This window comes from Streptomyces sp. NPDC047061, assembly GCF_040643955.1.
GTDB lineage: Bacteria > Actinomycetota > Actinomycetes > Streptomycetales > Streptomycetaceae > Streptomyces.
Genome location: NZ_JBEYVI010000039.1, coordinates 55354 through 81388, shown reverse-complemented (window position 1 = coordinate 81388; position 26035 = coordinate 55354). Strand labels below are relative to the sequence as shown.

24 protein-coding genes and 2 pseudogenes are annotated in these 26035 nt (G+C 72.9%); 12 read left to right on the top strand and 14 right to left on the bottom strand.

What is annotated here, in order from left to right; translation table 11 throughout:
• Window positions 1–56: 56 nt before the first annotated feature.
• Window positions 57–2975 carry an alpha-L-rhamnosidase gene (locus ABZ887_RS39650; RefSeq protein ID WP_361301151.1) on the top strand — a complete coding sequence of 973 codons (2919 nt, stop codon included), beginning with the start codon at window positions 57–59 and terminating at the stop codon, window positions 2973–2975.
• Here the strand turns inward: ABZ887_RS39650 and ABZ887_RS39645 are convergent.
• From ABZ887_RS39645 to ABZ887_RS39615, 7 genes are all read right to left on the bottom strand, one after another.
• On the bottom strand, window positions 2965–3114 hold the full coding sequence (locus ABZ887_RS39645; protein ID WP_361301148.1) for a hypothetical protein: 150 nt from the start codon (window positions 3112–3114) through the stop codon (window positions 2965–2967). The two genes, ABZ887_RS39650 and ABZ887_RS39645, sit on opposite strands and share 11 nt — an antisense overlap.
• 44 nt (window positions 3115–3158) lie before the next feature.
• Complete coding sequence (locus tag ABZ887_RS39640; RefSeq protein WP_361301145.1) at window positions 3159–3308, bottom strand: hypothetical protein; 150 nt, start codon at window positions 3306–3308, stop codon at window positions 3159–3161.
• Window positions 3309–3378: 70 nt separating this feature from the next.
• Window positions 3379–4047: a response regulator transcription factor gene (locus tag ABZ887_RS39635; RefSeq protein WP_361301142.1), complete on the bottom strand. Its 669-nt coding sequence runs from the start codon at window positions 4045–4047 to the stop codon at window positions 3379–3381.
• Window positions 4044–5339, bottom strand: a complete 1296-nt coding sequence (locus ABZ887_RS39630; protein ID WP_361301139.1) for a sensor histidine kinase — start codon at window positions 5337–5339, stop codon at window positions 4044–4046. Before ABZ887_RS39630 ends, ABZ887_RS39635 begins: the two co-directional genes overlap by 4 nt.
• A 27-nt stretch (window positions 5340–5366) precedes the next feature.
• Complete coding sequence (locus ABZ887_RS39625) at window positions 5367–6212, bottom strand: ABC transporter permease (RefSeq protein ID WP_361301136.1); 846 nt, start codon at window positions 6210–6212, stop codon at window positions 5367–5369.
• Entirely contained in the window at window positions 6209–7147 is a 939-nt protein-coding gene (locus tag ABZ887_RS39620) for an ATP-binding cassette domain-containing protein (RefSeq protein WP_361301133.1), read from the bottom strand. Before ABZ887_RS39620 ends, ABZ887_RS39625 begins: the two co-directional genes overlap by 4 nt.
• Window positions 7148–7391: 244 nt before the next feature.
• Entirely contained in the window at window positions 7392–8915 is a 1524-nt protein-coding gene (locus tag ABZ887_RS39615; RefSeq protein ID WP_361301130.1) for a hypothetical protein, read from the bottom strand.
• A 471-nt stretch (window positions 8916–9386) separates the two neighbouring features.
• Between ABZ887_RS39615 and ABZ887_RS39610 the strand changes: the two are divergent.
• A pseudogene (locus tag ABZ887_RS39610) lies at window positions 9387–9989 on the top strand (phosphatase PAP2 family protein); the annotation flags it as partial.
• Window positions 9990–10144: 155 nt separating this feature from the next.
• Entirely contained in the window at window positions 10145–10735 is a 591-nt protein-coding gene (locus ABZ887_RS39605) for a hypothetical protein (RefSeq protein ID WP_361301127.1), read from the top strand.
• Here the strand turns inward: ABZ887_RS39605 and ABZ887_RS39600 are convergent.
• Window positions 10698–11951 carry an acyltransferase gene (locus ABZ887_RS39600; RefSeq protein WP_361301124.1) on the bottom strand — a complete coding sequence of 418 codons (1254 nt, stop codon included), beginning with the start codon at window positions 11949–11951 and terminating at the stop codon, window positions 10698–10700. The two genes, ABZ887_RS39605 and ABZ887_RS39600, sit on opposite strands and share 38 nt — an antisense overlap.
• A 142-nt stretch (window positions 11952–12093) precedes the next feature.
• Here ABZ887_RS39600 and ABZ887_RS39595 point away from each other — a divergent pair, with 142 nt between their 5' ends.
• Together ABZ887_RS39595 and ABZ887_RS39590 are read left to right on the top strand one after the other, a co-directional pair.
• Entirely contained in the window at window positions 12094–12285 is a 192-nt protein-coding gene (locus ABZ887_RS39595) for a hypothetical protein (protein WP_361301121.1), read from the top strand.
• 93 nt (window positions 12286–12378) lie between these two features.
• The gene (locus ABZ887_RS39590; RefSeq protein WP_361301118.1) at window positions 12379–13368 is read left to right on the top strand and encodes an NAD-dependent epimerase/dehydratase family protein; all 990 of its coding nucleotides are present in this window, start codon (window positions 12379–12381) and stop codon (window positions 13366–13368) included.
• A 7-nt stretch (window positions 13369–13375) separates the two neighbouring features.
• Here the strand turns inward: ABZ887_RS39590 and ABZ887_RS39585 are convergent, their stop codons facing one another.
• Window positions 13376–14488, bottom strand: coding sequence for a HAMP domain-containing sensor histidine kinase (locus tag ABZ887_RS39585; RefSeq protein ID WP_361301115.1), 1113 nt, complete (start codon window positions 14486–14488; stop codon window positions 13376–13378).
• A 1-nt stretch (window position 14489) separates the two neighbouring features.
• A complete protein-coding gene (locus tag ABZ887_RS39580; RefSeq protein WP_361301112.1) occupies window positions 14490–15263 on the bottom strand; it encodes a response regulator transcription factor in 774 nt (257 codons plus the stop codon).
• Between the two features lie 181 nt (window positions 15264–15444).
• Between ABZ887_RS39580 and ABZ887_RS39575 the strand changes: the two genes are divergently transcribed.
• The 3 genes and pseudogenes from ABZ887_RS39575 to ABZ887_RS39565 form a co-directional block, all read left to right on the top strand.
• Window positions 15445–16167, top strand: coding sequence for a glycosyltransferase family 2 protein (locus ABZ887_RS39575; protein ID WP_361301109.1), 723 nt, complete (start codon window positions 15445–15447; stop codon window positions 16165–16167).
• Between the two features lie 146 nt (window positions 16168–16313).
• Window positions 16314–16940 carry a DUF2064 domain-containing protein gene (locus tag ABZ887_RS39570; protein WP_361301106.1) on the top strand — a complete coding sequence of 209 codons (627 nt, stop codon included), beginning with the start codon at window positions 16314–16316 and terminating at the stop codon, window positions 16938–16940.
• Window positions 16937–17365, top strand: a pseudogene (locus ABZ887_RS39565) (class I SAM-dependent methyltransferase); the annotation flags it as partial. The gene ABZ887_RS39570 and the pseudogene ABZ887_RS39565, both read left to right, overlap by 4 nt.
• Before the next feature lie 170 nt (window positions 17366–17535).
• On the opposite strand, the gene ABZ887_RS39560 reads toward ABZ887_RS39565, so the two are convergent.
• Complete coding sequence (locus ABZ887_RS39560; RefSeq protein WP_361301103.1) at window positions 17536–18024, bottom strand: hypothetical protein; 489 nt, start codon at window positions 18022–18024, stop codon at window positions 17536–17538.
• Window positions 18024–19262 carry a molybdopterin-dependent oxidoreductase gene (locus tag ABZ887_RS39555; RefSeq protein WP_361301100.1) on the bottom strand — a complete coding sequence of 413 codons (1239 nt, stop codon included), beginning with the start codon at window positions 19260–19262 and terminating at the stop codon, window positions 18024–18026. Before ABZ887_RS39555 ends, ABZ887_RS39560 begins: the two co-directional genes overlap by 1 nt.
• A 113-nt stretch (window positions 19263–19375) precedes the next feature.
• On the opposite strand from ABZ887_RS39555, the gene ABZ887_RS39550 reads away from it, so the two are divergent.
• Complete coding sequence (locus ABZ887_RS39550) at window positions 19376–20719, top strand: hypothetical protein (RefSeq protein WP_361301097.1); 1344 nt, start codon at window positions 19376–19378, stop codon at window positions 20717–20719.
• Between the two features lie 345 nt (window positions 20720–21064).
• Window positions 21065–21727: a LuxR C-terminal-related transcriptional regulator gene (locus ABZ887_RS39545; RefSeq protein ID WP_361301094.1), complete on the top strand. Its 663-nt coding sequence runs from the start codon at window positions 21065–21067 to the stop codon at window positions 21725–21727.
• A 15-nt stretch (window positions 21728–21742) separates the two neighbouring features.
• Here ABZ887_RS39545 and ABZ887_RS39540 read toward each other — a convergent pair whose 3' ends face one another.
• Window positions 21743–22273, bottom strand: coding sequence for a MarR family transcriptional regulator (locus ABZ887_RS39540; RefSeq protein WP_361301091.1), 531 nt, complete (start codon window positions 22271–22273; stop codon window positions 21743–21745).
• Between the two features lie 111 nt (window positions 22274–22384).
• Here ABZ887_RS39540 and ABZ887_RS39535 point away from each other — a divergent pair, with 111 nt between their 5' ends.
• Both ABZ887_RS39535 and ABZ887_RS39530 read left to right on the top strand, forming a co-directional pair.
• A complete protein-coding gene (locus ABZ887_RS39535; protein WP_361301088.1) occupies window positions 22385–23458 on the top strand; it encodes a substrate-binding domain-containing protein in 1074 nt (357 codons plus the stop codon).
• 133 nt (window positions 23459–23591) lie between these two features.
• On the top strand, window positions 23592–25316 hold the full coding sequence (locus ABZ887_RS39530) for a hypothetical protein (protein ID WP_361301085.1): 1725 nt from the start codon (window positions 23592–23594) through the stop codon (window positions 25314–25316).
• A gap of 12 nt (window positions 25317–25328) precedes the next feature.
• On the opposite strand, the gene ABZ887_RS39525 is transcribed toward ABZ887_RS39530, so the two are convergent.
• Complete coding sequence (locus ABZ887_RS39525; protein ID WP_361301082.1) at window positions 25329–25919, bottom strand: TetR/AcrR family transcriptional regulator; 591 nt, start codon at window positions 25917–25919, stop codon at window positions 25329–25331.
• Window positions 25920–26035 lie beyond the last annotated feature (116 nt).

The window sequence follows — 26035 nt, the reverse complement described above, 5'->3', positions numbered from 1 at the left end:
CAATCGCCGACCGAGTTCCCCGACACCCACTCCCCCCCCCACCCCAGGAGGTCCCCATGCGCCGTCGTTCACCGCTGAGCAGACCGCCGGGCCGGCATCATCTGGTCGGCCTGGCCGTCGTCGCGGCCACCGCGCTCACCGCGAGCCCCGTCCCGTCCGCCGACACCGTCGTGCCGGCATCCGTCGTGCCGGCGTCCGTCGGGGCGGCCTCGACGGGGGCCCGGGCGGCGGCAGTCGACCCCCTCAACTACTCGCCGAGCTCACGCACCCTGACGCCGGCCGCCGTCCACGGGACATCCGGCAGCGTCGCGAACCCGCAGAACGTGCTGAGCGGACAGCCGACCCGGATCTCCGGCTCGCAGTCGGCCGTCACCCTCGACTTCGGCAAGGAGGTCGGCGGCCTGGCAACGTTGTCCTTCGGGAGTGTGAGCGACAGCGGTCAGCGGGTCGGGCTGGCGTTCAGCGAGTCGTCCCTGTACGTGGGCAACGACAGCGACCGCAGCAGCGGCCGTGGCGGCGAGGACGGGGCGCTCTACGCCACGGCCTCCGCAAATGGCACGTACACGATGCCCACCGCCCAACTCCGCGGCGGCTTCCGCTATCTGACCGTCTTCCTGGACACCTCGGGCTGGGTGGACCTCAAGGGCGTCAGCCTCGCCTTCACCGCGGCCCCCGGGAAGTCCGACCCCGCCGACTACCCCAACTACTTCCACTCCAGCGACGACCTGCTCAACCGCGTCTGGTACGCCGGGGCCTACACGGTGCAGCTCGACACGATCGCCTCGGACCAGGGCCGTGCCTGGCCCCCGCCGGCCTCGGCGTGGGACAACGGCGCGACCGTCGGGGTGGGCGACTCCGTCCTGGTCGACGGCGCCAAGCGCGACCGCACGGTGTGGCCCGGCGACATGGGCATCGCCGTGCCCACGCAGTACGCGTACTCGGCCGACCTCACCTCGACCCGCAACGCGCTCACGACGATGTACGACGCCCAGTCGGCGGAGGGCGAGATCCCCTGGTCGGGGCCGCCGTTCAACCTCACCGGCTCGGACACCTACCACACCTGGACGCTGCTGGGCACGTCGACGTACTACACGTACACCGGTGACCGGGCCTGGCTGGACTCCGAATGGGGCAACTACAAGCGCGGGATGGCCTTCATCACCGGCAAGATCGACGGCAACGGCCTGCTCGACGTGACCCGCACCCAGGACTGGGCCCGGGTCGGCCAGGGCGGTGAGAACATCTCCGCCAACGCGCTGCTGTACGCCGCGCTCAGGGGCGGCGCCGCCCTGGCCGCGGTGGAGGGCGACAGCGCGCTCGCCGCGAGCTGGACCGGTAAGGCGGACGCGATCAAGGCGGCGGCCAACTCCCGTCTGTGGGACGCCTCGAAGGGCATGTACAAGGACAACCCCGCCAGCGGTCTGTATCCGCAGGACGGCAACTCCCTCGCGGTCTGGTACGGGTTGACCGACTCCACGGCCAAGGCGGCGAGCGTCGTCGCGGGGCTCGGGAAGAACTGGGGCGCGTACGGCCCCACCACCCCCGAATGGGGCGGCAACGTCTCGCCGTTCGCGGGCGGCATGGAACTCAACGCCCGCTTCACGGCGAACGACGACTACACCGCGCTGGACCAGATCCGCCGGACCTGGGGTCACATGCTCGACAGTGACATCGGCACCGGGAGCACCTTCTGGGAGGGACTCAAGGCCGACGGCGGCCTCGCCTACGGCGGTTCGTTCATGAGCCTGGCCCACGGCTGGTCCTCCGCGCCCACCTCCACGCTCACCTTCGACGTGCTCGGCACCGCACCGGAGTCGGCGAGCGGCGCCTACCGCTTCGTACCCCACCCCGGCGACCTGACCAGCGCCGAGGGCCGCATCACCCTGCCCCAGGGCGCCGTCGACGCCTCCTGGTCCCGCGATCCCGCCGCCGGCACCTACTCGGCACACCTGACCAGCCCGTCCGGCAGCACCGGCCGTATCGGCGTCCCCAAGTTCGGCGGCGGCGACGTCTCGGTGTCCGTGAACGGCACCGTCGTCTGGCGCGGCGGATCCTTCACACCCGCCGCGGGTATCTCCGGCGCGAGCCAGGACGGCGCCTACGTCTACCTCACCGGCGTCGCCCCGGGCAGCTACACCGTGACCGCGACCGGCCTCGGCAACCCGGCCGCACCCGCCGACCCCGCCACCACCGGTGCGCTGCGCGCGGGTTACACCCGGTGCGCCGGCGAGGGCGGCACCTGCTCCTTCAGCGGCACCCGCTCGGTGGCCTACGGCGCCGGGACCTACACGTACAAGACCGTGACCGACAGCACCGCCTGCAGCAACGACTCCTTCGGCGGCGACCCGGCGCCGAACCTCGTGAAGTCCTGCTACGTCGCCGACGCGGGCGGTCCGCCCGGCTACACCGTCTGCGCGGCCGAGAACGGCACCTGCGCCGTACCCGGCTACAACCGTGACGTCGTCTACGGCGCCAACGGCAACTTCGTGCACCAGGTCACCAACGGCTCCGTAGCCTGCTCCAACGCCCACTTCGGCGATCCCGTCGACGGTGTCGCCAAGTCCTGCTACCTGCCGCCCGCGGGAGCACCGGCCGGCGGCTGGACCAAGTGCGCCGACCAGAACGGCACTTGTCCGGCCGCCGCCGGACAGCCGGTGCTGTACGGCGCGTTCGGAGCGTTCACCACCCTCCGCGCCACCGGCGACACGCCGTGCACCGACGCGAAGTTCGGCGACCCGATCCCCGGCGAGTCGAAAGCCTGCTACACCGCCGTCGGCGGTCCGGCCGGTTACGCCACGAACTGCGCGGACGAGACCGGGACCTGCGCGTTCAGCGGGCAGCAGACCATGGCGTACGGCGCCCGGGGCGCCTTCGTCTACCGAACGTTCACCGGCGGAGCCGGCTGCACGACGACGGCGTTCGGCGGCACGGACCCGCTGCCGGGTGTACGGAAGGGCTGCTACCTCACCCCCTGACGACCGGGTGGCGCGCGACGGCACAGGTCGCACGGTTCCCCTGGATCGTCTTGCGCAGGGACATCGAGGTCACCTCGTATCCGAGGCGGCGGTACAGAGCGACCGCCGCCTCGTTGTCCCCGACGACGCTCAGGCCCAAGGCCGCGTCCTGCGCTGAGCGAAGTGCCGGTCAGGGATGCGCTGTCATTGATTCAGTACCGCTGCGGCCTCGACCTCGGTGTCCAGCTCGTGCGGGATCCTGACTCCCAGGTAGCCGTTGAACCGCCGGTCCTGGAAGTGCGACAGGCCGACGGGCGTTTCGCTCGCCTCGTGGTCGGGTTGGCGACGGGCCAAGGCGCCCTCCTCCCCACCGGTGTGGGGCACGGCCATGGTGCTGGGGCGCCTGCCGTCGCGCCTCGTCGGGTCAGTCCGCGTTGGGGCGGGCGAGGCCGTGGTCGTAGGCGAAGATCACGGCCTGGACGCGGTCCCGGGCGCCGATCTTGGCGAGGACACGGCCGACGTGGGTCTTGACGGTGGACTCGGTCACGACGAACCGGGTGGCGATCTCGCCGTTGCTCCAGCCCTTGCCGATGGCGACGAGGATCTCACGCTCGCGGTCGGTGAGGGAGCCGAGTCTGGGGTCCTCGGCGCGTTCTCCGGGGTGGGCCGGGACGTAGCGGGTGAACTCGTCGAGGATGCGGCGGGTGAGGGCCGGCGCGATGACGGCGTCCCCGGCGGCGACGGCCCGGATGCCGGCGAGGAGTTCCTCGGCGTGCGCGTCCTTGAGGAGGAAGCCGCTGGCACCGGCGCGCAGGGCGGCGTGGACGTACTCGTCGAGGTCGAAGGTGGTGAGGACGAGGACCCGGGAGCGCTCGCCCGCGGCGACGATCCGGCGGGTGGCCTCGATGCCGTCCATGCCGGGCATGCGGACGTCCATCAGGACGACGTCCGGGCGCAGTTCGGCGGCCTTGCGGACGGCGTCGGCGCCGTGCGCGGCCTCGCCCACGACCTCGGTCTCCGGAACGGACTCCAGCAGCATGCGGAAGCCGTAGCGCTGCAGTGGCTGGTCGTCGACGATGAGCACGGTGGTCATCGGGCACCGCCGCTCTGCGGGGTGAGGTCGAGGACGGCCTCGACCCGCCATCCCCCGCCGCGCACCGGACCCGCGCTGACGGTGCCCCCGTACAGACCCGCTCGTTCCCTCATGCCCACCAGTCCGTGTCCTTCCTCGTTCGGCGGTCCGGCCGGTGCGGTCCGGCCGGTGTCCTGGACCCGGATGGTCAGTCTGCCGTCCTCGGCGAGGATCGCCAGGTGGACCCGGGTGTCGGCGTCCGTGTCAGCGTGCTTCAGCGTGTTGGTGAGGGCCTCCTGGACGATCCGGTACACGGTCAGCTGCACCCCGCCGTCCAGGGCGTCCACGTCACCGGAGGTGCGGTAGACGACCTCCAGTCCGGCGGCCCGCACCTTCGCGCAGAGCGCGTCGAGGTCGGCGATGCCGGGCTGCGGGCTGAGTTCGGGGCCGCTCGTGGGGCCGTCCGCCGTCTCGCGCAGTACGCCGAGCACCCGCCGCAGCTCGCCCAGGGCCTGCCTGCCGGTGTCGCCGATGAGCTGGAGGGCCTCCTTGCCCCGTTCGGGGGCGGTGTCGGTGGCGTAGGCGCCGGCGTCGGCGAGCGTGATGATCACGGAGAGGTTGTGGCCGACGATGTCGTGCATCTCGCGGGCGACGCGGGTGCGTTCGGTGGCCGTGGCCAGTCGGCTGCGCTGGTCACGTTCGATCTCCAGCTGGGCGGCGCGCTCCCGCAGTCCGGCGAGCTGGGCCCGGCGGATCCGGACCATCAGGCCGAGCGCGAGGGCCGCGGTCGCCGTGCTCAGAAGGAAGAACAGGGCGTCCCAGACGGAGACGGCCGGGGAGACGCGCACCGCCACCAGGGCCATGGCGCCCGCCATGACCCCGCACGCCCACGGCAGCCGGCGCAGCCGCCCGTGCAGGGTGAGGCTGTACAGGGCGACGAAGAGCGCGACGTCCGCGCGCAGCGCCGCGCCCACGGCCCACTGGACGACGAACACCGCGGCGATGACGCCGAAGGCCACTTCGGGCCTGCGCCGCCGCCACAGCAGAGGCAGCACCAGGCCGAGCTGCACCGCCAGCATGCCCGCGACGGGGAGCTGGGTGAAGGCGAACCGGAAGTGGCGGGCGCGCTCGCCGTCGCCGTCCCCGTCGCCGTGGTGGAAGAGGTCGGGCAGGCAGAACATCAGGAAGACCAGGACCACGACCCCGGTGTCCAGCACCCAGGGGTGGGCCCGGTCGGCCTGCCGCAACCGCTGGCCGCCCCGGGAGAGCCGGGCGACCAGCGGTCCCGTTCCGCTGATGTCATCGATCGTCACGGACGTCACGCTGCCATAGTGCGGGTGTCAGACGTCGCTGCGCAGGAGCCGGTAGGCGGCGCCGGCCAGCGCCAGTGCCGTCCAGCCGAGGAAGACCAGCAGTCCGGCGCCCGGCGACAGGGTGGTGGAGTCGTGGGTGAGGGCGAACACCGCCTCGCCCGCGTTGGACGGCAGGTAGGGGCTGATGTTGTCCTGCCAGGAGCTCGGCAGCAGGGAGATCAGGCCCGGGATCAGCATCAGGGAGGCCACCAGGACCGAGATCCCGCCGGCCACCGAACGCAGCAGCGCGCCCAGGGCGACGCCGATCACCCCGACCAGGCCGAGGTAGAGCCCGGCGCCCAGCAGGCTGCGCAGGACACCCGCGTGGGAGAGGCCCATGGCGGCGGGCGTGCCGGAGACGATCCCGCTGCCGACGAGGAAGGCGACGAACGCGCCCAGCGTGCCCACCGCCAGCGCGACCAGCCCGAACACGGCCGCCTTGGACCACAGCACGGGCAGCCTGCGGGGCACCGCGGCGAGGGTCGAGCGGATCATGCCCGTCGAGTACTCCCCCGCCGTGACCAGCACGCCGAGCACGCCCAGGGCGAGCTGGGCGAAGTTCGTGCCGAAGAGGGAGAGGCTGACGGCCGTGGCGGTGGCGAAGTCGCGGTCCTGGTGGCCGGAGTTGAGCCCCGACTTGTAGTGGCTCGCGGCGATCACGCCGAAGGCCACCAGGAAGAGCAGGCCGAGGCCCAGGGTGATCCAGGTGGAGCGCAGGGACCACAGCTTGGCCCACTCCGAGGAGAGCACGCGGCGGCCGGTCACCCGGTAGGCGGGGCGCTCCCGGGTGGTGGTCCGGGGTTCTTCCTCGGTGGTCGCGGTGAGGGTGCTCATGCCGGCCTCCCGAGGGACTCGACGGCGGTCGTGGAACCGTGGTACTCCACGGCATCCCTGGTCAGGTCCATGAACGCCTCCTCCAGCGACACGCTCCGCGAACTCAGCTCGAACAGCGCGATGCCGTGCTCGGCCGCCTTCAGCCCGATCTCGCGGGCGGTCACCCCGGTCACCTGCAGCTCCTCGGAACCGATCCGGCCGGTGATGTCGACGCCCGGCCCGGCCAGGACGTCCCGCAGCCGCGCCGGATCCTGTGTCACCACCGTCACGGTGTCCCCGCCGGCCTCCCGGATCAGGTCGCCGACGGTGGTGTCGGCCAGCAGCCGCCCTCGGCCCACGATGATCAGGTGGTCCGCCACCAGGGCCATCTCGCTCATCAGGTGCGAGGACACGAACACGGTCCGGCCCTCGTCGGCGAGCGTCTTGAGCAGGTTGCGGATCCAGAGGACGCCCTCCGGGTCCAGGCCGTTGACCGGCTCGTCCAGCATCACCGTCTGCGGATCGCCCAGCAGCGCCGCCGCGATGCCCAGCCGCTGCCCCATGCCGAGGGAGAAGGCACCGGCCCGCTTCTTCGCCACGCTGCCCAGGCCGGCCAGCTCGATGACCTCTTCCACCCGGCGGCGCGGAATGCCGTGGGTCAGCGCGAGAGCCCGCAGGTGATTGTAGGCCGAGCGGCCCGGGTGGATCGACTTCGCCTCCAGCAGGGCACCGACCTCCTGGAGCGGGGCCTCGTGGCGGGCGTAGGGGCGGCCGTTCACGGTGACGGAGCCGCTCGTCGGCGCGTCGAGTCCGACGATCATGCGCATGGTCGTGGACTTGCCCGCGCCGTTGGGCCCGAGGAAGCCGGTCACCGTGCCGGGCTTGACGACGAAGTCGAGGCTGTCGACGGCGGTCTTCTCGCCGTATCTCTTGGTCAGCTGCCGTGCGTCGATCATGCGCGTGTCTTTCTGTCGGCCTTCGGCGTCCCTCGTCTGCGACGCCTCACGGCAACGCTAGGCGCGGGATCACCGCGTCCCGTGGTACCGGGAGGCTGACCTGCGCCGGGCGCGTGGTACCCCGGTACTACGCGGCTGAGCTGCGACGGCGCCGTTTGTCCGGGCGTCGCCGGGCCGCCTCCGTCGCGGCCCTGGTGCCGGCGAGCCGCCAGGTCCGGCCGAGGCCGCGGGACACCGGTGCTGCTCACCGACGTCCTCCCCGGTCCGGGGCAGGTGCGACGTAGACGCGCACTCCGGCCACCGTGTGGGGGGTCCAGGAGCGGGCGTAGCCGGGCGGGCGGGCGCCGGGTGCCAGGAGCGTGGCGGTGGGCAGCCGGCGGGCGGTCCGCCTGATTTCCGCCGGCGTGGTGGATTCGTCGTGGCCGCCGGTCGCCGCCGAGGCGCAGCCCGCGTAGTAGCCGATCGGGGCGTAGTTGTTCCCGGTGACCAGGCAGGGCGGGCGGACGCCCAGCCGGTTCAGTCCGTCTGCCACGCGCGCCCACTCGCGGTGGGTGGCGGTGGCGCCGTGCACGGTGTGCTCCAGGACCACGAACTGCACGGCCAGATGACCGGCCAGGGCGAGGGTCAGCAGGGTCGCGGTCAGCGGCCGGCGGATCCGTCCGGGGGCCCGGACCAGGCGCACCAGGAGATCGGCGACCGGGACGGCGAGCAGGGCGTAGGCGGGCAGCAGGAAGCGCGGTGCCGCATAGCCGATCAGGAAGAGGTAGGGGAAGGCCGCCGAGGCGGCGCAGGCCAGCGCCACCAGCGTGGCGGGGGCGCGCCGGGCACGGATCGCGACCACGGCCGCGACCACGGCGAGCACCGGGAGCGCGTACCACCACAGGGTCACCGGGGCGGGGGGCAGGGCACCGGTGCACGGGCGGCAGAGCGTACGTCCGCCCAGGGCGCGCAGCTGGTCGGTGACGGCGACGTGCCAGCCGAGGCCGCCCTGGATGCGGGACGCGTCGGACAGGCGCTGCGCCAGGCCGCCGTAGGAGACGTAGGCCTCGATCACCCACTCGGCGGCACCGGCGGCGAGGCCGCCGAGCAGGGTCGCCAGCAGTGCGGGGCGTCGCCATCGCCGTACGCCCACCAGCAGGGCGAGCAGGGGCAGGGTCGCCCAGACCGCGTCCACCGGCCGCATCCAGCCCATCACGGCGGCGCTCAGGCCCACGCCCCACAGGGCCGGGCGGTCGAAGCGGTCCGCCTGGGCGCGCAGGAAGCATCCCGTGCAGGCGAGGGCGCCGACGGCGACCCAGTAGTTGGGCATGGCCTGGGGGCCGTAGTACAGCGTCACCCAGAGGGTGGCGAAGAGGGCGCCCGCGGTCGCCCGCACGCGGGCCGGGAAGAGGCCCCGCCAGGCGCGGAGCGCGAGGAAGAGCGCGAGGCCGGACAGGACGGCCAGGTAGATCCGCAGCAGTGCGGTGGACGACGACCAGGCGGCGACCGGCGCCACCAGCAGCGGGACGCCGCGGGCGCGCGGGGCGCTGAAGAACGCGGGGGGCGCGTGGGCGGCCACCTGGCTGACGTACACCGACTCGTCCCAGCCGAGGCCCAGCCCCGGTCGTACGAGGAGGAGCTGGGCCAGCGTGAAGGCGGCGGCCACGACCGCCGACGCCCACTCCCCACGGAATCGCCGGGCGGCAGGGCCGGCCACGGGCGGGCCGGGCCGGCGTGGGCCGGTCGACCTGACCGGCGCGCTGTCCGTGACCTGTGTGCCGTCTCTCATCTCGCATCCCCCTCCCCCTACAGCCTGTAGGGCCAGGGCAACCCTACAGGTCGTAGGGTCGGAGCGAGGACGGCGACGGGGGCGCGGGCGAGAAGGGCGGATCAAGGGGCAAGTCGGGCGGCGAACCAGGGCAGGACGGCCACCCGGCCAGCCTTCCAGCCGGACGTCGCGCCCGGCGGCGAACACCGCAAGACGTCTTGAATTCACCGGACGGCCTTGCACATCTCCTTGCGTCGGACACGGAACGTCGAGAACCCCACCTTCGTCTACAGTGAGGTAGACCGTCTACAGAACTGTAGTCACAAAGGGGATCCCGACGATGACCACGGCCGTGCACCCGTCGCCGCAGTTGCCGAACGCCCGGCGGTATCCACGCAGGGCAGTCGCCGTCGTCGTCGGCTGCTCGGCGATTCCGTTTGTCACCTGGGGATTCCGCTCGGACCGGGCGGCGATGGCGAAGGAGGCTCGCGGATGATCCTCGCGTTCGACGGCTCGTCGCTCGACGGTCCCGCCTACACCGATGTGGTGAACCTCGCCCGGCATGCTCCCGCTTGGCTGAATGACACGGTGTCGGCATGGTCGACGTACGGGTTGGCCTCTTTCGCGGTGCTCATGGCCGTCGGCTGGTGGCGGGCCCGGCGGGAGGGCGCCGGCGCGTCGGTGACGGCGCTCGCCGTGCCGTTCGCCGTCCTCGCGGCGTTCGGGGTGGACTCGGTGCTGAAGCTCCTGGTGCGCGAGGACCGGCCCTGCCAGAGCCTGCGCGTGACCACGCTGGAGGCGTGTCCGGCGCCCGGCGACTGGTCCTTCCCCAGCAACCACGCGGCCATCGCCGCCGCGGCGGCCGTCGCCCTGCTGTACGTCTCCCGGCGGCTCGGCATCGTGGCCGCGGTGGCCGCCGCCTCGATGGCGGCCGCACGGATCTGGGTCGGCGCGCACTACCCGCACGACGTGCTGGCGGGGATCGCGGTGGGCGCCCTCACCGTCCTGCTCGTCATGCCGGCACTGCGCGGGCACGCGGACACCCTGGCCGGGCGGCTGACCGCGACCCGCCTGCGCCCGCTGCTGGCACCTTCGCAAGGCGCACATCACCAGCGCATTCCGGCCGATACCGCTGACGGCCGCGGCAGCCGGCCGGGCTTCGGCCGGACCCCGCGGGCGATGGTCAAGAGTGCGTCACATGATCTCGACGGCTGAGCGGAGGGGAGCCGGCCGACGTACTCAGGGAGCAGGTGGACGCGACTCCGACGAAGGGCACCTCCTTGATCCCGCGACGCATCGGTCCGAGCCTCGCCGCAGGGCTCGCCTGCGCTTTCCTGCTGGCGGCGTGCGGCTCCTCGAACGACAGCGGCACCGCCGGCGCCGCCCCGGTGGCCCCGGCCACGTCGGCCCCGGCGGCCTCGGTGCCCGCGGCCTCGACACCGGTCGCGGGCACCAGCCCCGCGAACGGGCAGACGGCGACGACCGCCGCCGTGCTGGCGGGGTCGGCCCAGGGCCTGGCAAGCATCGTCACGGACGACAAGGGACTGACCCTCTACCGCTACGACAAGGACCAGCCGAATCCCTCGAAGTGGACGTGTTCCGGCACGTGCACCAAGACCTGGCTGCCGGTGATCGTGCCGGAGTCCGTGCAGACCTCAGGGGTGGAGAAGAGCCTGCTCGGCACGGTCCACCGGAACGGCGAGACGCAGCTCACGCTCGCCGGCTGGCCGCTCTACCGGTACGTGGGCGACACGGCGGCCGGGCAGACGAACGGCCAGGGGAAGGACGGGGAGTGGTACGCCGTCACTCCCGCCGGCCAGAAGTCCGGCGCCACGGGCTGACGCCCGGCGGACGGGTGACGCCCGGTGTTCGGGCCACGGCACCGGAACGAGCCGCGACAATCGACTTCCAGGACCTGTTCTTCTTGAACGGGATTTCGAAGAGCCTGGAGAAAATCCACGCCGCGAGTATCGAGACCGGCAGGCCGACCGCCAGCGTGAACCAGAACGTGGGCAGTCCCCGCGACACGAAATGCGGGGCGATCCGGCGTATCACGGCCATGACGATCGGAAGATGGATCAGATAGAGGCTGTAGGAGAAATTGCCGAGGCCGTGGACGGGGCGTGCCGTCAGAAGCCTTACGAGGGCGGCGGGTTTTCCGGTGGCGACGGCGGCCAGCAGCATCGCCATGGCCGGAGCGATGGCGAGGTCTATCCAGAAGTAGTGGTTCACCGTCCAGACCGGACCCCGGACGGCACCGAGCGCCAGGACCGGCAGTGCGGCCAGGACGGCGAACCATCCCCACGGCAGGCGTCGCACCCGGTCCGACGCGGCGACGACGCCCGCGCCGACGACCCCCGCGGCGAACACCGGCGCCAGATGGGGAGCAAGCCAGTTGTCGCCCTCCACGGGGGTCCCGCCGGGCGCCGTCAGACCGCCGACGACCACCGGGAGCGTCACGCACACGGCCAGCAGCACGGCGCCCCAGCGCCGGCGGACGAACAGCAGGAGCGGGAAGAGGAGATAGAGCTCGGCCTCCACCCCTATCGACCAGAACGCGCCGTTCGGCGTCGGGGCGGTGACCACGTCCTGGGCGACGAGGCCGTACACCAGGACCGTCGCGCCGGTGGGCGGCCCGAAGTGCGAGGCCGGCACCACGAACCACGAGATCACCAGGCTCAGGGCCAGCGCCGCCCAGTACGGGGGAAGGATGCGCCAGGCGCGTCGGCGCAGGAACTCGCCGACACCGGCCGGCCGCCAGCCGTGCCGCGCCGGGGAGATCGCCAGGGAGAACCCGGACAGCACCAGGAAGAAGACGACGGCCAGGCGCCCGAACATCAGCCCGCCCAGCCATGCCGGTGCCGAACTGCGGGGATAGCCCGGGAAGGTGTACAGCCAGCAGTGGAACAGGACCACGTACAGCGCCGCCAGGCCACGGAGACCGTCCAGGCCCTGCACCTGCCGACGGACCTGCCCCCCGTCGCCGTTCCCGCTCTCCCCCCGCTGCGCGGGGACGACCGGGTCGAGCGTGTCTCCGGCCGGGCGACTCGCATCCACGGAAATCGTTCAGCCCTTCCTCCGGGCAGCACGGCGCCGCCCCCAGCGACAGGTACGTGACCCCCGGCCGGGCCGTTCAACAGCAGCGCCCGCATGATGCCGGGTCGCAGGGCTTGGTGCCCTCTTCAACCGAAAGTCGACGATGCCGGACCACGCCGGCAGACCCCTCGTGATACGCGGCCACCACGACAGCGGCGACTACCACGCCATGGTCAGGGTCAGGATCGTCGGCCACATCGCGGAACACCTCAGCGGCTGCCGCGTGAACTACACGCAGGGCGGCAACAGGTACACCCAGGAGGTGCACTGCGACTACGCGCTCGACATGAAGTGAGCGGGTGAGCGCGTACGACGGGTCGCCTTACGGAGTCGTGACGTGCGGGCGTGGGCGCGTGGTCCGGGGGCCGCGCACGCCTAGCGTGGCCGTATGCGTGTACTGGTCACCGGCGGTGCCGGGTTCATCGGGTCCCATGTCGTCGAGGCGCTGACGGCGCGCGGGCACGAGGCGGTCGTGTTCGACATGCGGGACGATCCGGGCGCCGACGTGCGCAGTCCGGTGGCGGTGGGGCGGGCCCTGGCGGGCGTGCACGCGGTCTGCCACCAGGCCGCGATGGTCGGCCTCGGCGTCGGGTTCGGCGACGCGGCGGAGTACGTCTCGCGCAACGACCTCGGTACGGCCGTGCTGCTCTCCGCGATGGCCGAGGCGGGGGTACGGAACCTGGTGCTGGCCGGGTCGATGGTCGTGTACGGGGAGGGGCGGTACGAGTGCCCGCGCCACGGCGTCGTACGGCCGGGGCCGCGTGCGGTCGCCGATCTGGACGCGGGCCGGTTCGAGCCGAACTGCCCGGTGTGCGGTGCCGAGTTGGCGCCCGGGCTGGTCGGTGAGGACGCCCCCGTCGATCCGCGCAACGTGTACGCCACGACCAAGCTGGCCCAGGAGCATCTGGCCGCCGCGTGGGCCCGGTCGACGGGCGGGTCGGCGGTGTCGCTGCGCTACCACAACGTGTACGGGCCCCGGATGCCCCGTGACACCCCCTACGCGGGCGTGGCCTCCTTCTTCCGTTCCGCGCTGGCCCGGGGCGAGGCGCCCCGGGTGTACGAGGACGGGCGGCAGCGCCGGGACTTCGTGCACGTCCGGGACGTGGCCGCCGCCAACGCGGTGGCGCTGGAGGCGGGCTCCGCGCCGGGTGCGCTGACCGCGTACAACACCGGCAGCGGCGAGCCGCACACCGTCGGCGAGATGGCCCGCGCGCTGGCCGAGGCGCACGGCGGGCCGCTGCCGGTGGTCACCGGGGAGTACCGGCTGGGCGACGTACGGCACATCACGGCCGACTCCTCACGGCTGCGGGCCGAACTGGGCTGGAAACCCGAGGTCGGGTTCGCGGAGGGGATGCGGGAGTTCGCGCGGGCTCAGTGAGCGGCTGTCACGGCGCCGTCGGCAGGGTGACCTCGAAGCGGCAGCCGCCCGGGATGTTGTGCACGGTGGCCCGGCCCTGGTGGGCCTCGACGATCCCGCGCACGATGGCGAGGCCGAGCCCGGCCCCGGCCGGCGGCGTCCGGGCGTGGCTGCCGCGCCAGCCGGTGTCGAAGACGCGGGGCAGGTCCTCGTCGGGGATGCCGCCGCAGCCGTCCGTGACGGACAGCACGACGGCCCCCTCGGCCGACCGCTCGGCGGCGACCGCGACCGTGCCGTCGGGGGGCGTCCGGCGGATGGCGTTCACCAGCAGGTTGCCCAGCACCCGGCTCATCTCCTTGCCGTCCACCTCGACCGGCACCGGCTCCACCCGGTCGCCGACCAGCCGTACGCCGTGCTCGCGGGCCAGCGGGTCGGCGCCCGCGAGGGCGTCGCCGACGAGGTCGTACAGGGACATCCGGCTCGGGCTCAGCGCCAGCGTGCCGGCGTGGATGCGGGAGAGCTCGAAGAGGTCGCCGACCATGTCGTTGAGGCGCTCGACCTCGGTGCGGATCTGCTTGTGATAGCGCCCGGGATCGGTGGCGACGCCGTCCTCCAGGGCCTCCGACATGGCGCGCAGACCGGCCAGCGGGGTGCGCAGGTCGTGCGAGATCCACGCGACGAGCTCCCGGCGCGAGGTCTCCAACGCCCGCTCCCGCTCCCGGGACTCGGCGAGCTTCGCGCTGGTCGCCGCCAGCTCCCGGCTCACCTCGGCCAGTTCGGCGGTGGCCGGGACCGGGGGCACGGCGAAGTCGCCGTCCTCACCGAACGAGCGTGCCGCGAGGACGAGTTCACGGCTGCGGGCGACGACCCAGCGGCCCAGTATCAGCGCGGTCGCGAGCGACACCACGGCCGCCATCGCGACGACCGTCGTCACCACCGAGAGGTCGTGCGAGGAGAGGAACATCGCCCAGGCGACGGCCAGGGTGCCGGCGAGCATCGCGACCACGCCGACGGTGGCGACCACGGCGAGGGACGCGGTCAGCGAGCGGCGGCGCAGCAGGCGCAGCGCGGCCGCGCCGAGCAGTCCGGTGCCGGCCGCGCCGGCGAAGGCGTACAGGGCGATGAGGAGGGTGTCGCGCATGTCAGGCCGCTCCTTCCGGTCCGCTCTGCCTGTCCTGTCCGTCCTGCCCGTCCTGCCCGCTCGGCTCGAAGCGGTAGCCGACGCCCCACACCGTCTGGATCAGGCGCGGCCGGGCCGGGTCGTCCTCGACCTTGGCGCGCAGGCGGCGGACATGGACCGTGACGGTGGACAGGTCGCCGAAGTCCCAGCCCCACACGGCACGCATCAGGTCCTCCCTGCCGTACGCCCGCCCGGGGTGCCGCAGGAAGAAGGCGAGGAGGTCGAACTCGCGCAGGGTGAGGGCGAGTTCGGCGCCGTCCTTGGTGGCGCGGCGGGCGCCGGGGTCGAGGGTGAGTCCGGCGGAGGAGAAGGACCGGTCGGCGGGGGCGGGGCGGCTGCGGCGCAGCACCGACTCCACCCGCAGGACCAGTTCCCGGGGGCTGAAGGGCTTGGTGACGTAGTCGTCGGCGCCGACCTCCAGGCCGAGGATCCGGTCGTCCTCGTCGCCGCGTGCGGTGAGCATGATGACCGGGACGGGGGCGTGGCCGCGCAGCCGCCGGCAGACCTCCAGGCCGTCCATGCCGGGCAGCATCAGGTCGAGCACGACCAGGTCGGGCCAGTGGGCGGCGGCGCGGGTGAGGGCGGTGGGGCCGTCGCCGGCGTGGTCGACCAGGTACCCGGCGCGGTCCAGGTACCCGGCGACGATCTCGGCGACGGTCGGATCGTCGTCCACGACCAGGACCCGGGCGCCACCGGCGGTGGCCTCGGCCTCGGTGAGCTCGTACGGCTGCTGCATGCCTCCACCCTCGCACCGGGCCGTCGCGGGTGTCGCGGCCGAGGGTGGGCCCGGGGTGGGACGTTCGTGTTTCGTAAGAAACCCGGGAGGCGGGGACCCCTGCGCCGCCCGGGCGCCGACGTCCGCGTTTCGTAAGCAGTCGGGGCCCGGTATGCCCGGTTCGCGTTCGTAGGGTGAAGCCGTGACCACCTCACCTTCTTCCCCTTTCCCGGCGGCTTTCCCGGCGACGGACGTGGACGTCGTCCTCCCCTGCCTGAACGAGGCGGCGGCCCTGCCGTGGGTGCTCGGCCGGATCCCGGCGGGCTGGCGGGCCCTCGTGGTGGACAACGGCTCCACCGACGGCTCGGCGGACATCGCCCGGGCGCACGGGGCGACCGTCGTCCACGAGGCGCGGCGCGGCTTCGGCGCGGCGTGCCACGCGGGGCTGACCGCCGCCACCGCCGACGTCGTCTGCTTCTGCGACTGCGACGCCTCGCTGGACCCGGGACTCCTCGTGCCGTTCGTGCGCGAAGTCCTGGACGGCGAGGCGGACCTGGTGCTGGGCCGGCGGCGTCCGCAGGGGCGGGGCGCGTGGCCCGCGCATGCCCGTGCGGGGAATCTGGCGCTGGCGCGGATGCTGCGGCGCCGTACGGGGCTGCGGCTGCACGACCTCGGCCCGCTGCGGGCCGCTCGCCGCGAGGCGCTGCTCGGGCTGGACCTCGACGACCGGCGCAGTGGGTATCCGTTGCAGATGGTGGTGCGGGCGGCGGACGCGGGGTGGCGGATCGCCGAACACGATGTCGCGTACCTGCCGCGCACCGGCACGTCCAAGGTGACGGGGACCTGGCGCGGCACGTGGCAGGCGGTGCGGGACATGAGCCGGGTGCTGCAGGAGCGACCTCGGGTGCGGGCCGGTGGGGGCTGATCGCGCAGTTCCCCGCGCCCCTAAAAAACTCAGCCGCGGGCAGGCGTGCCGCAGGGCGGCACGGGTGGGCGCGGCGGCACCCGGCCAGCGCCGGTGAGCGTCCCCACCCCCGCACCACCCCCCACCCGCACCCCCAAGGAACCCCCATGACCACCCTCCTCGTCATCGCCAAGGAACCCCGCCCCGGCAGGGTCAAGACCCGGCTCACCCCGCCCTTCTCCCCCGAGCAGGCCGCCGCTCTCGCCGAGGCGTCCCTCGCCGACACCCTGGACGCCGTGGCCGCGGCCCCCGCCACCCGCCGCGTCCTCGCCCTCGACGGCACCCCCGGCCCCTGGCTGCCGCCCGGCTTCGACGTCGTCCCGCAGTGCGCCGGCGGGCTGGACGAGCGGCTCGCCGACGCCTTCGCGCACTGCTCCGGCCCGGCCCTCCTCATCGGCATGGACACCCCCCAGGTCACCCCGGCCCTGCTCACCGTGGACTTCGCGGAGTGCGACGCGTACTTCGGGCCCGCCGAGGACGGCGGGTTCTGGGCGCTGGGGCTGGCCGACCCGGACCCGGCCCTGCTGCTCGGGGTACCGATGTCCACGGCGGAGACCGGCGCCGTCCAGCGGCGGCGGCTCGTCGCCGCCGGGCTGCGCGTGCGCGACCTGCCGCGGCTGCGGGACGTGGACACCGCGGCCGACGCGGCCGCCGTCGCCGCCCTCGCCCCGCACGGCCGTTTCGCCGCGCTGCTGGCCCGGTGCATGGCACACGGCGGAACGGGCCGCCGATGACCACCTCGCCGGCCGTCCCCTGGACCGGCCCCGACCCCTACGCCGCCGCCCTGGACGCCGGGCACGGCCCGCTGTTCCTGCGCCGCACCGACGGCTGGCTGCTGCCCCTGGACGTGGAGCGCTGGTGCGCGCGGGCCGACCCGGTCGACCGCGCGGTCCTCGACCGCTGCGAGGGTGCGGTCCTGGACGTGGGCTGCGGCCCCGGGCGGCTGGTCGCCGAACTGGCCGCCCGGGGCCGTACCGTCCTCGGCATCGACGTCAGCGCGGCCGCCGTCGACCATGCCGTGCGGCTCGGCGGGCAGGCCCTGCGCCGCTCGGTCTTCGAGCCGCTGCCCGGCGAGGGCCGCTGGGGCACCGTCCTGCTCATGGACGGCAACGTCGGCATCGGCGGCGACCCGCACGCCCTGCTCGGCCGGGTGGCCCGGCTCCTCGCCCCCGGTGGGCTGTTGATCGCCGAGACGACCGAGGCGGACGTCGACGAACGCGTCGACGTCCACCTCACCGACGCCCAGGAGGCGGTCGGCGCCCCCTTCCTGTGGGCGCGGCTCGGCACCCCGGCCCTGCTGCGGTACGCGCGGGGCTGGGAGCGGGAGGCTCAGTGGGTGGCCGGCGGGCGCCGCTTCGTCGCCCTGCGCAGCCGACGCGCCAGCAGCAGCGCCGAGCCGCCGAAGAGTACGGCGGTGATCAGCAGCCAGCGGGCCAGGAAGCCGTCCGCGGACTGGCCGGTGGCCGACCGGTAGTGGCCGGCCACCGCCCCGCTGATCAGCGGGAACCACACCAGCAGGAGCAGCGCGGAGAGCGCGGCCGGGACCCGGACGTACATCGCCCACTCCCTGCGGCCGGCGGCGCCCAGCCCCCGGACCACCGCCCGGTCGGCCAGCGCGTACAGCGGCAGCAGGACGAGGTCGTGCAGCAGCGCCGCCCCGGCCACCCACAGCGCCACGCCGAGCCAGTCGCCGGAGAGCAGCCGTACGCCGGCGTAGCCGGCCAGCGCGAACGAGCAGGCCAGCAGGAGGATCTGGAAGGGGCTGCCGACTGCCGGGCGCAGGCTGGCATGCAGATTCGGACGCAGACTCGGGCGCATCACAGGTCTCCGAAGGTCATCCGGGCCACCCACTTGGTGTTGAGGACACCGGGTGCGGCGGGCACGATCACGCGCGCCGGGTAGCCGTGGTCGGAGGACAGGTCCTCGCCGTTCACCTGGAGGGCGAGCAGGGAGCGCGGGTCGGCGACCTGGTTGGCGCGCAGGGCCGCGCGGCGGAAGGCGCCGTGCCGCTGGATCGACTCGACGAACACGTCCGGCGGGTCGCCGTCGTAGCCGACGAGCGCGGCGAGGTCGCGCAGCCGCACCCCGCGCCACCACTGGTCGGCGGTCGACCAGCCCTCGACGCAGGCGATGGGCAACGCGGCGCTGTGCTGGGGTAGTTCGAGAAGCCGGGCGCGGCTGAGGCGGACCGTTCTGCCGCCCCGGCCCGTGACGACGAGCTGCCACGCCTCCTCCCCCGTCTCCTTCGCGTCGATCCCGGCGTAGGCGGCCGTCTTGTTGATCTGGAAGCCGTTCGGTCCGCTGCCGGGGTCGGCCCCGCCGTGCGGTGCGAGCAGGGCGGTGCGCCGCAGCGCGCCGCCGATGCTCTGCCCGGCCGTCGTGACGAGCAGCAGCAGGGACGCGCCGCCCACGAACCACAGCGCCCCGCGCCGCGAGACGGTGGACGGGTCCGGCCGGGGTGCCGCCAACTCCCCTTCGTCCAGGCGTCGTCGGCGAACGGCCCGGAGTGCCGCCGGGGTCTTCAGGGCGGCATGCGCGAGGAACGCGGCAAAGAACACCCAGGCGCCGTAGAAGTGCAGGGGGTAGAAGGAGCCGGGGAAGAGGTAGTCGAGCTGGACGTTGAGGACTCCGGTCGTGAACTCGAAGAGACCGCCGCCGACCAGGAGCAGCAGCGAGATCCGCTCCAGGGCGTGGGCGAGCGAGCGGGCCGGGGGCAGTGTGAACAGCTTCGGCACCACCGACCACAGCTTGGCGAGCAGCACCGGGATCAGGGCGATGCCGAGGGTGACGTGCAGGCCCTGGGTGACCCGGTAGAGCCAGTACGGGTCGGTCGGCCAGGAGAAGAGGTAGAAGCCGAGGATGCCCTTGTCCGGGGTCTGGTCGTTCACCGGGGCCAGGTCCGGGTTGTACGCGGCGTACGACAGCAGTCCCGTCACGAACAGCACGGTGATGCCGGCGAGCAGCACCAGGCCGAGCACCGAGGTGAACCAGGTGCCGCGCAGCGGGCTGCGCCAGAAGCCGGGTGCGGTGGGAAGCCGTGGGTCGTCGGGTCGCATGGTTCGACCGTAGGCCGGGGAAACCCCCGGAAAGGGTGCGCGACCCATGACGAAAGTCTGACGTCAGCCGCTTGATCCACGCTCTCGCGCGGTCACCGACCTAGCGTTCCGGTGTGACCCGCGCTCCGCTCCGTGATCGGTACGCCGATCTGCTCGCCGTCCTCGGCGCCGCCCTGCTCGTCCTCGTCGCCGTACTCGTCGGCAGGCACCTCCAGGACGCCTACCGCGTGCTGTTCGTGCACTGGCCGCCGCTGTTCGCCGACTGGGATCCGCACGTGGGCCCGGGCACCCCGGCCGCCCTGCTGGTCGCGGCCGCCGTGGTGGCGTACGGGCCGAACCTCGCCGCACGGCTGCCCTGGCGCGGGCTGCTCGGCGCGGCCTGGGGTGCCTGTCTGGCCTGGACGTGGGCGCTGGCGCTGGTGGACGGCTGGCAGCGGGGCGTGGCCGGCCGGCTCACCGCCCACAACGAGTACCTCACGGTCATCGGCCGCTTCCACGACATCCCGGCGACCCTGCGGGACTTCACCCACCACATCGTCAGCGGCACCCCGGACCCCTGGCCGGCCCACATCGCCGGACATCCGCCGGCGGCCACGCTCACCTTCGTCCTCCTGGACCGGATCGGGCTGGGCGGCGGGGGCTGGGCGGGCGCCTGGTGCATCACCGTCGGGTCGACGGCCTGTGTCGCCGTGCTGGTCGCGGTGCGGGCCCTGGCCGACGAGCGGCTCGCCCGGCGGGCCGCGCCCTTCCTGGTGATGGCGCCGGCGGCGGTGTGGGTGGGCGCCTCGGCCGACGGGTACTTCGCGGCGGTCGCCGCCTGGGCGGTGGCCCTGCTGGCGCTCGCGGTGACCGGCCGGTCGGTGGCCTGGGCGGCGGGCGCGGGCCTGCTGTATGGCCTGACCTGCTATCTCTCGTACGGCCTGACGCTCTTCGCGCTGATCGGGGCGGCCGTGCTGGTGCTCGGGCGGCACCGGGTCCGGGCCCGGCCGGTCGTCCTCGCCCTGCTGGTGGCCGGGGCGGCGGTCGTCCCGCTCGTGTTCACGCTCGCCGGGTTCGACTGGTGGCAGGGGTACCGGCTGCTGGTCACCCGCTACTACCAGGGCGTCGGCGGGACCCGGCCGTACGGCTACTGGGTGTGGGCCAACCTGGCCTGCACGGTGGTCATCACGGGTCCGGCCACGGTGGCCGGGCTGCGGCGGGCGGGATCCGTGCTGATCCACCGCCGCAGCGCGCCGTCCGCGCGGACCCGCCTCGCCTTCCTCGCGGGCACCGCCCTGCTGGCCCTGCTGATCGCGGACCTGTCCGGGATGAGCAAGGCGGAGACGGAACGCATCTGGCTGCCGTTCGCGATGTGGCTGCTGCCGGCCTGTGCCCTCCTGCCCCGGCCGCGCGCCTGGCTCACGGCCCAGGCGGCGCTCGGACTGCTGCTGAACCACCTGCTGTTCACCGGCTGGTGACCCCGCGGGTATCGCGCCGTGCGTTTCGGTGGAAATGCGGGACACCGAAGTAATTGACGTGTCTTTCCGGTCTTCTCGACGCCGGCCACGGCATGAATGAATCTTCAGTCGCTCCCCGATGTATGTCAAGTCCGGTACACCACCTGACGTTTCACGAAGCGCCGAGCGATTCAGGACGCTCGCCCCGAGCACCGGTTCCCCCCTCCGGCAATTGACGAAATTATTGCGCACGCAAGGACGCCACGCCCGGGAGAGGCTTGACAAGCCCCGGATATCGTTGAGAAGAATCGAGCCCGTCGAGAACTGTTCTGCAATTCAACGCCGGACACCGGAGAGGAGACCCAGATGGCAGGCGCCACCCCGCGCGGTGCCACCCGTCCGCACCCGGTCCCCGGCGACGCGGCCCGGCTGGCGGTCCACGCCGCCGACCCCATCACCCGGTCCGCCCTGGTGAGTTACCTCCGACGGCAGCCAGGCCTGGCGCTGTCCGGCCGGGACGCCCCCGCCGACATCGTCGTCGCGGCCCTGCCCACCCCCGATGCCCGCACGCTGACGCAACTGCGCCGGGGCGCCGCGGACGGCGCCCGACTCGTCGTGATCGTGGACGGCGAGTGGTCGGTGGATCCCTACGCCGCGCTGGAGGCGGGTGTGCGCGCGGTGCTGTTCCGCCCGGCGTTCACCTGGGAGCGGTTCGGCGAGGCGGTGCAGGGGGTGCGGGCCGGTCACGGCGACCTGCCCGCGGCGCTGCAGGGCCAGTTGATGGACCAGGTGACGAGGACCCACCACGAGGTGCTCGCACCCCTTGGCCTGACCCCCGGCGGGCTCACCCTGCGGGAGGCGGAGGTGCTGCAACTGGTCGCCGAGGGAGATGAGTTGCAGCACATCGGAGACAAGCTCGGCTACTCGGAGCGGACCATCAAGAACGTGCTCTACGGAATGATCAAGCGGCACCGGCTGCGCAACCGCGCCCACGCGGTCGCCTACGCGATCCGCAGCGGGCAGATCTGACCGCCCGCACACCGGTCAACCGGAAGTGTGCCGGGCGGCGGTGTGCGGGGCGTCCGCGGCGGCCGGATGGGGGACGTCGGCGGCGGCCGGGTGCGGGGCGTCGGCGGCGATCGCCGCGAGCGGGGTCCCGGCCGCCGCCGTGAGCCGGAGGAGCAGGTGGGCCAGGGCTCCCCCGTCGGCCGTCTCGTCGAGCAGGCGGGCCTGGTCCGCGCGGACGCGCCGGGCGGCGCGCCGGTGGAGGTCCTCGCCGCGCGGGGTGAGGTGGAGCAGCACCCGACGGCGGTCGTGGGGGTCGGGGCGGCGGTGGACCAGGTTGTCCGCGACCATGCGGTCGACGAGCTTGGTCAGGCTCGGCGCCGGCATCAGGGCGTGGTCGGCGATCTCCGACATCGGGTGCCCCTGGCCGTCCCCGACGATCGACAGGACGCGCCACTCCTCGACCGTGCAGTCCTCCTCGGCCAGCACCGCGGCCAGCCGCCGCACCACCCGCCGCTCGGCATGGCTGAGGAGGTGGGCGAGGTCCGGCGAGGAGGGTACGGACGGCATTGCCGGTGTCCTTCCGGTAGGTCTACTGTGCGCGCAGAATACGAGTCTTGGCGAGGGCGCCGGGGCCCGGGACCGGAATCCGCGTTCCCCATGCCCGCACGGAGGTGTCCGATGCGTCCGGCGCCGCCGCACGACGGGAGCGGCACGCTGCTCCTCGCCCTGGTCGTGCCGTTGCAGGGGCCGGCGGGGGTCCTCGGGCCGTCGTGCGAGTCGGCCGCGCGGCTGGCCGTGGAGGAACTGAACGCCGCGGGCGGGATGCTGGGCCGGGAGGTCCGGCTGGTCACGGTGGACGGCGGGGCGCCGCCGGCCCGGGTGGCGGCCGAGGTCGGGGCGCTGGTCTCGCTGGGTGCCGTGGACGGGGTGGTGGGCTGGCACACCTCGGCGGTACGGCAGGCGCTGCTGCCCCGGGTCGCGGGCCGGGTGCCGTACGTGTACACCGCGCAGTACGAGGGCGGCGAGCGGACTCCCGGCGTCTTCCTGACCGGTGAGACCGATGTGGCCCAACTGCTGCCCGCGATGCGGGTGCTGGCGGAGGCGGCCGGGGTGCGGCGCTGGTGCACGGTGGGCAACGACTACGTGTGGCCCCGGGTGACCGCCCGCACGGCACGGGCATACGCGCGGGAGTGCGGCGGGCGGGTGCGGGACGAGGTGTTCGTGCCGCTGGGGACGGAGGAGTTCGGTCCGGTGCTGCGCCGGATCGAGCAGTGCGAGGCGGACGCGGTGCTGATGCTGCTGGTCGGCGCGGACGCGGCCCGCTTCAACCGGGCGTTCGCCGGCTACGGGCTGCACCAGCGGTGCCTGCGGCTCAGCACCCACATGGACGAGAACATCCTGCTGGCCACCGGCGCGGACGGCACCGACGGGCTCTGGGCGGCGGCCGGTTTCTTCGAGACCCTCGCGACCGCCGAGAGCCTCGACTTCGGCGCCCGCCACGCGGCCCGGTTCGGGGTGCACGCCCCGGTGATGGGGAGCCTGGGCGAGTCCTGCTTCGAGGGGGTACGGCTGCTGGCGGCCCTGGCCGAGCGGGCGCGGTCGATGGACGTACGGGCGATGTGCGCGGTCGGGGACGCGGTGTCGTACGAGGGTCCGCGGGGCGTCGTACGGCTGCACGGCAACCATCTCGCCCAACGGCTGTACCTGGCGCGGGCGGACGCCTTCGACTTCCACGTCGTCGCCCAACTCTGAGGTGGCGCCCGGCACTTGCCGATACTTCCCATGGGAAGTATCAAGCTTTGTCTTTTAAAGCAGGTGAAACGTTCGGGAAACAGCGCGCCGCGACTCTTCCGTGCAAACGACCGGGGACGAGAGAGGGAAGATCGTGACGGAGATCGTCGGCAAAGAGGCGCCACCGGCCGTGGCGGACGGCGGGACGGACGGCGACACGGGCAGCGGCACGGACGGCAAACGGACGTACAACGACTGGGCGCAGAACGACACGCTGGAGGACTACTCGCTGCGGTACGCGCCGAAGTCCTTCCGCCGCTGGACCCCCTACGTGGTGGCCACCACCGCGCTGGGCGGCATCGCATATCTCGCGGACTTCGCCATCGGCGGTTCGATCGCCATCTCCAACGGCTTCTCCAGCGCGATGGTGGCGATCCTGACCGCGGCCGTGGTCATCTTCCTCACCGGGATCCCGATCTCGTACTACTCGGCCAAGTACTCCATCGACATGGACCTGCTGACCCGGGGCGCGGGCTTCGGCTACCTCGGTTCGACGCTGACCTCGGTCATCTACGCCAGCTTCACCTTCATCTTCTTCGCCCTCGAAGGCTCGATCATGGCGCAGGCCCTGGAGCTGGGCCTGCACATCCCGCTCGCCGTCGGCTACCTGATCTGCTCCCTCATCATCCTGCCGCTGGTGATCTACGGCATGACCGCGCTGTCGAAGATGCAGGTGTGGACGCAGCCGGTCTGGCTGGTGCTGATGGTCGCGCCGTTCGTGTCCATCGCGATCCAGGAGCCGGGCAGGTTCTCGGAGTTCACGCACTTCGCGGGCAACTCGCCCACCGGGTCGAGCATCAGCATGCTCGGGGTGGGCGCGGGCGCCGGTGTGGCGCTGTCGCTGATCGCGCAGATCGGTGAGCAGGTCGACTACCTGCGCTTCATGCCGGACAAGACGCCCGAGAACAGCAAGAAGTGGTGGGGTGCGGTGCTGTCCGCCGGCCCCGGCTGGGTGGTGCTCGGTGCGGCGAAGCAGATCGGCGGCGCGTTCCTCGCCTTCTACATCGCCAAAAGCGTGGGCCTGGCCAAGGCCAACGAGCCGATCCAGCAGTACGTGTCCGGCTTCAAGACGTTCGCCGCGCCCGTCGCCCTGGGCCTGGCCACGTTCTTCGTGATCCTCTCCCAGATAAAGATCAACTCGACGAACGCGTACTCCGGTTCGCTGTCCTGGTCGAACTTCTTCTCCCGGCTGACACACCGTCACCCCGGGCGCGTGGTCTACATCTTCCTCAACGTCGGCATCGCGCTGGCCCTGATGGAGGGCGGCGTCTTCGGGTTCCTCAACACCGTCCTCGGCTTCTACTCCAACGTGGCGATCGCCTGGATCGGCGCGGTCGTCGCCGACCTGGTCATCAACAAGCCGCTGAAGCTCAGCCCGTCGTACATCGAGTTCAAGCGGGCCCATCTGCACAACTTCAACCCGGTCGGCTTCGGCTCGATGCTGATCGCGTCGGCGGTCTCGATCGCCGCCTACTTCAACGCGTTCGGGGAGTACGGCAAGGCGTACTCGCCGTTCATCGCGCTGTTCCTGGCGATGGCGCTCTCGCCGCTGTTCGCGGTGCTGACCAAGGGGAAGTACTACATCGCCCGCGTCGACGACCTCGCGGAGCCGCTGCTGGACGCGGACGGGCTGCCGTCGGCGGTCACGCTGACGTGCACGGTGTGCGCGACCGACTTCGAGCGGCCGGACGTGGCGAACTGCCCGTTCCACTCGGGGGCGATCTGCTCGCTGTGCTGCAGCCTGGAGAAGGACTGCCACGACTCCTGCAAGACCGGTCCGGTCGCGCTCGCCATGCCGACGGTGCGGTCCGCGGACTGACCCCTCCCCGAACTACCGCTCCGGCTCGTGCCCTTCGGCGCGGGCCGGAGCTCCTGTGTACAGGCCGTCCATCAGGAGCCTGATCTGGCGGTCGGCCTGCCCCTTCCAGTCGCCGGCCACGTCCAGCCGCAGCAGGCCGCCCATGGCCCGGACCACGTCGGCCGTCTCCATGTCGACCCGGAGCGTCCCGGCCGCGACACCCGCGGTGAAGAGGGTGTCGATGGTGTCGTAGACCTTCGAGTACGACTCCTCCGCCCCGCCCGAGCGCAGCGCCTGGGACATGTGCTGCTTCGTGACGAGCAGGCCCGCCAGCCGGCCCATGAACTCGCGCAGCGCCCGGTCCGGCGGGAGGGTCGCGAGGAGGTCCGCCGCGTCGGCGCACAGCTGGTCGACTTCGTGCTCGTACGCCGCGAGGACCAGTGACTCCCGGCTCGGGAAGTGCCGGTAGAGGGTGCCGATACCGACCCCGGCCGCCCTGGCGATGGCGTCCAGCGGCGCGTCCTTGCCGGTGCGCGTGAACTCCTCCAGCGCCGCCGCCACCAGCTTCTCGCGGTTGCGGCGGGCGTGGGCGCGCACGGGCCGTGCGGGTCCCTGTTCGTTCATGCCGTACTCCCCTCCAGGCCGGTCACCGTACCGGGCATCCTGCCCACCTGCTTACCGGAGGATCCTCCGTTAATGTTCCGACTACCGGAGGATCCTCCGGTATCAGTCATCGTAAC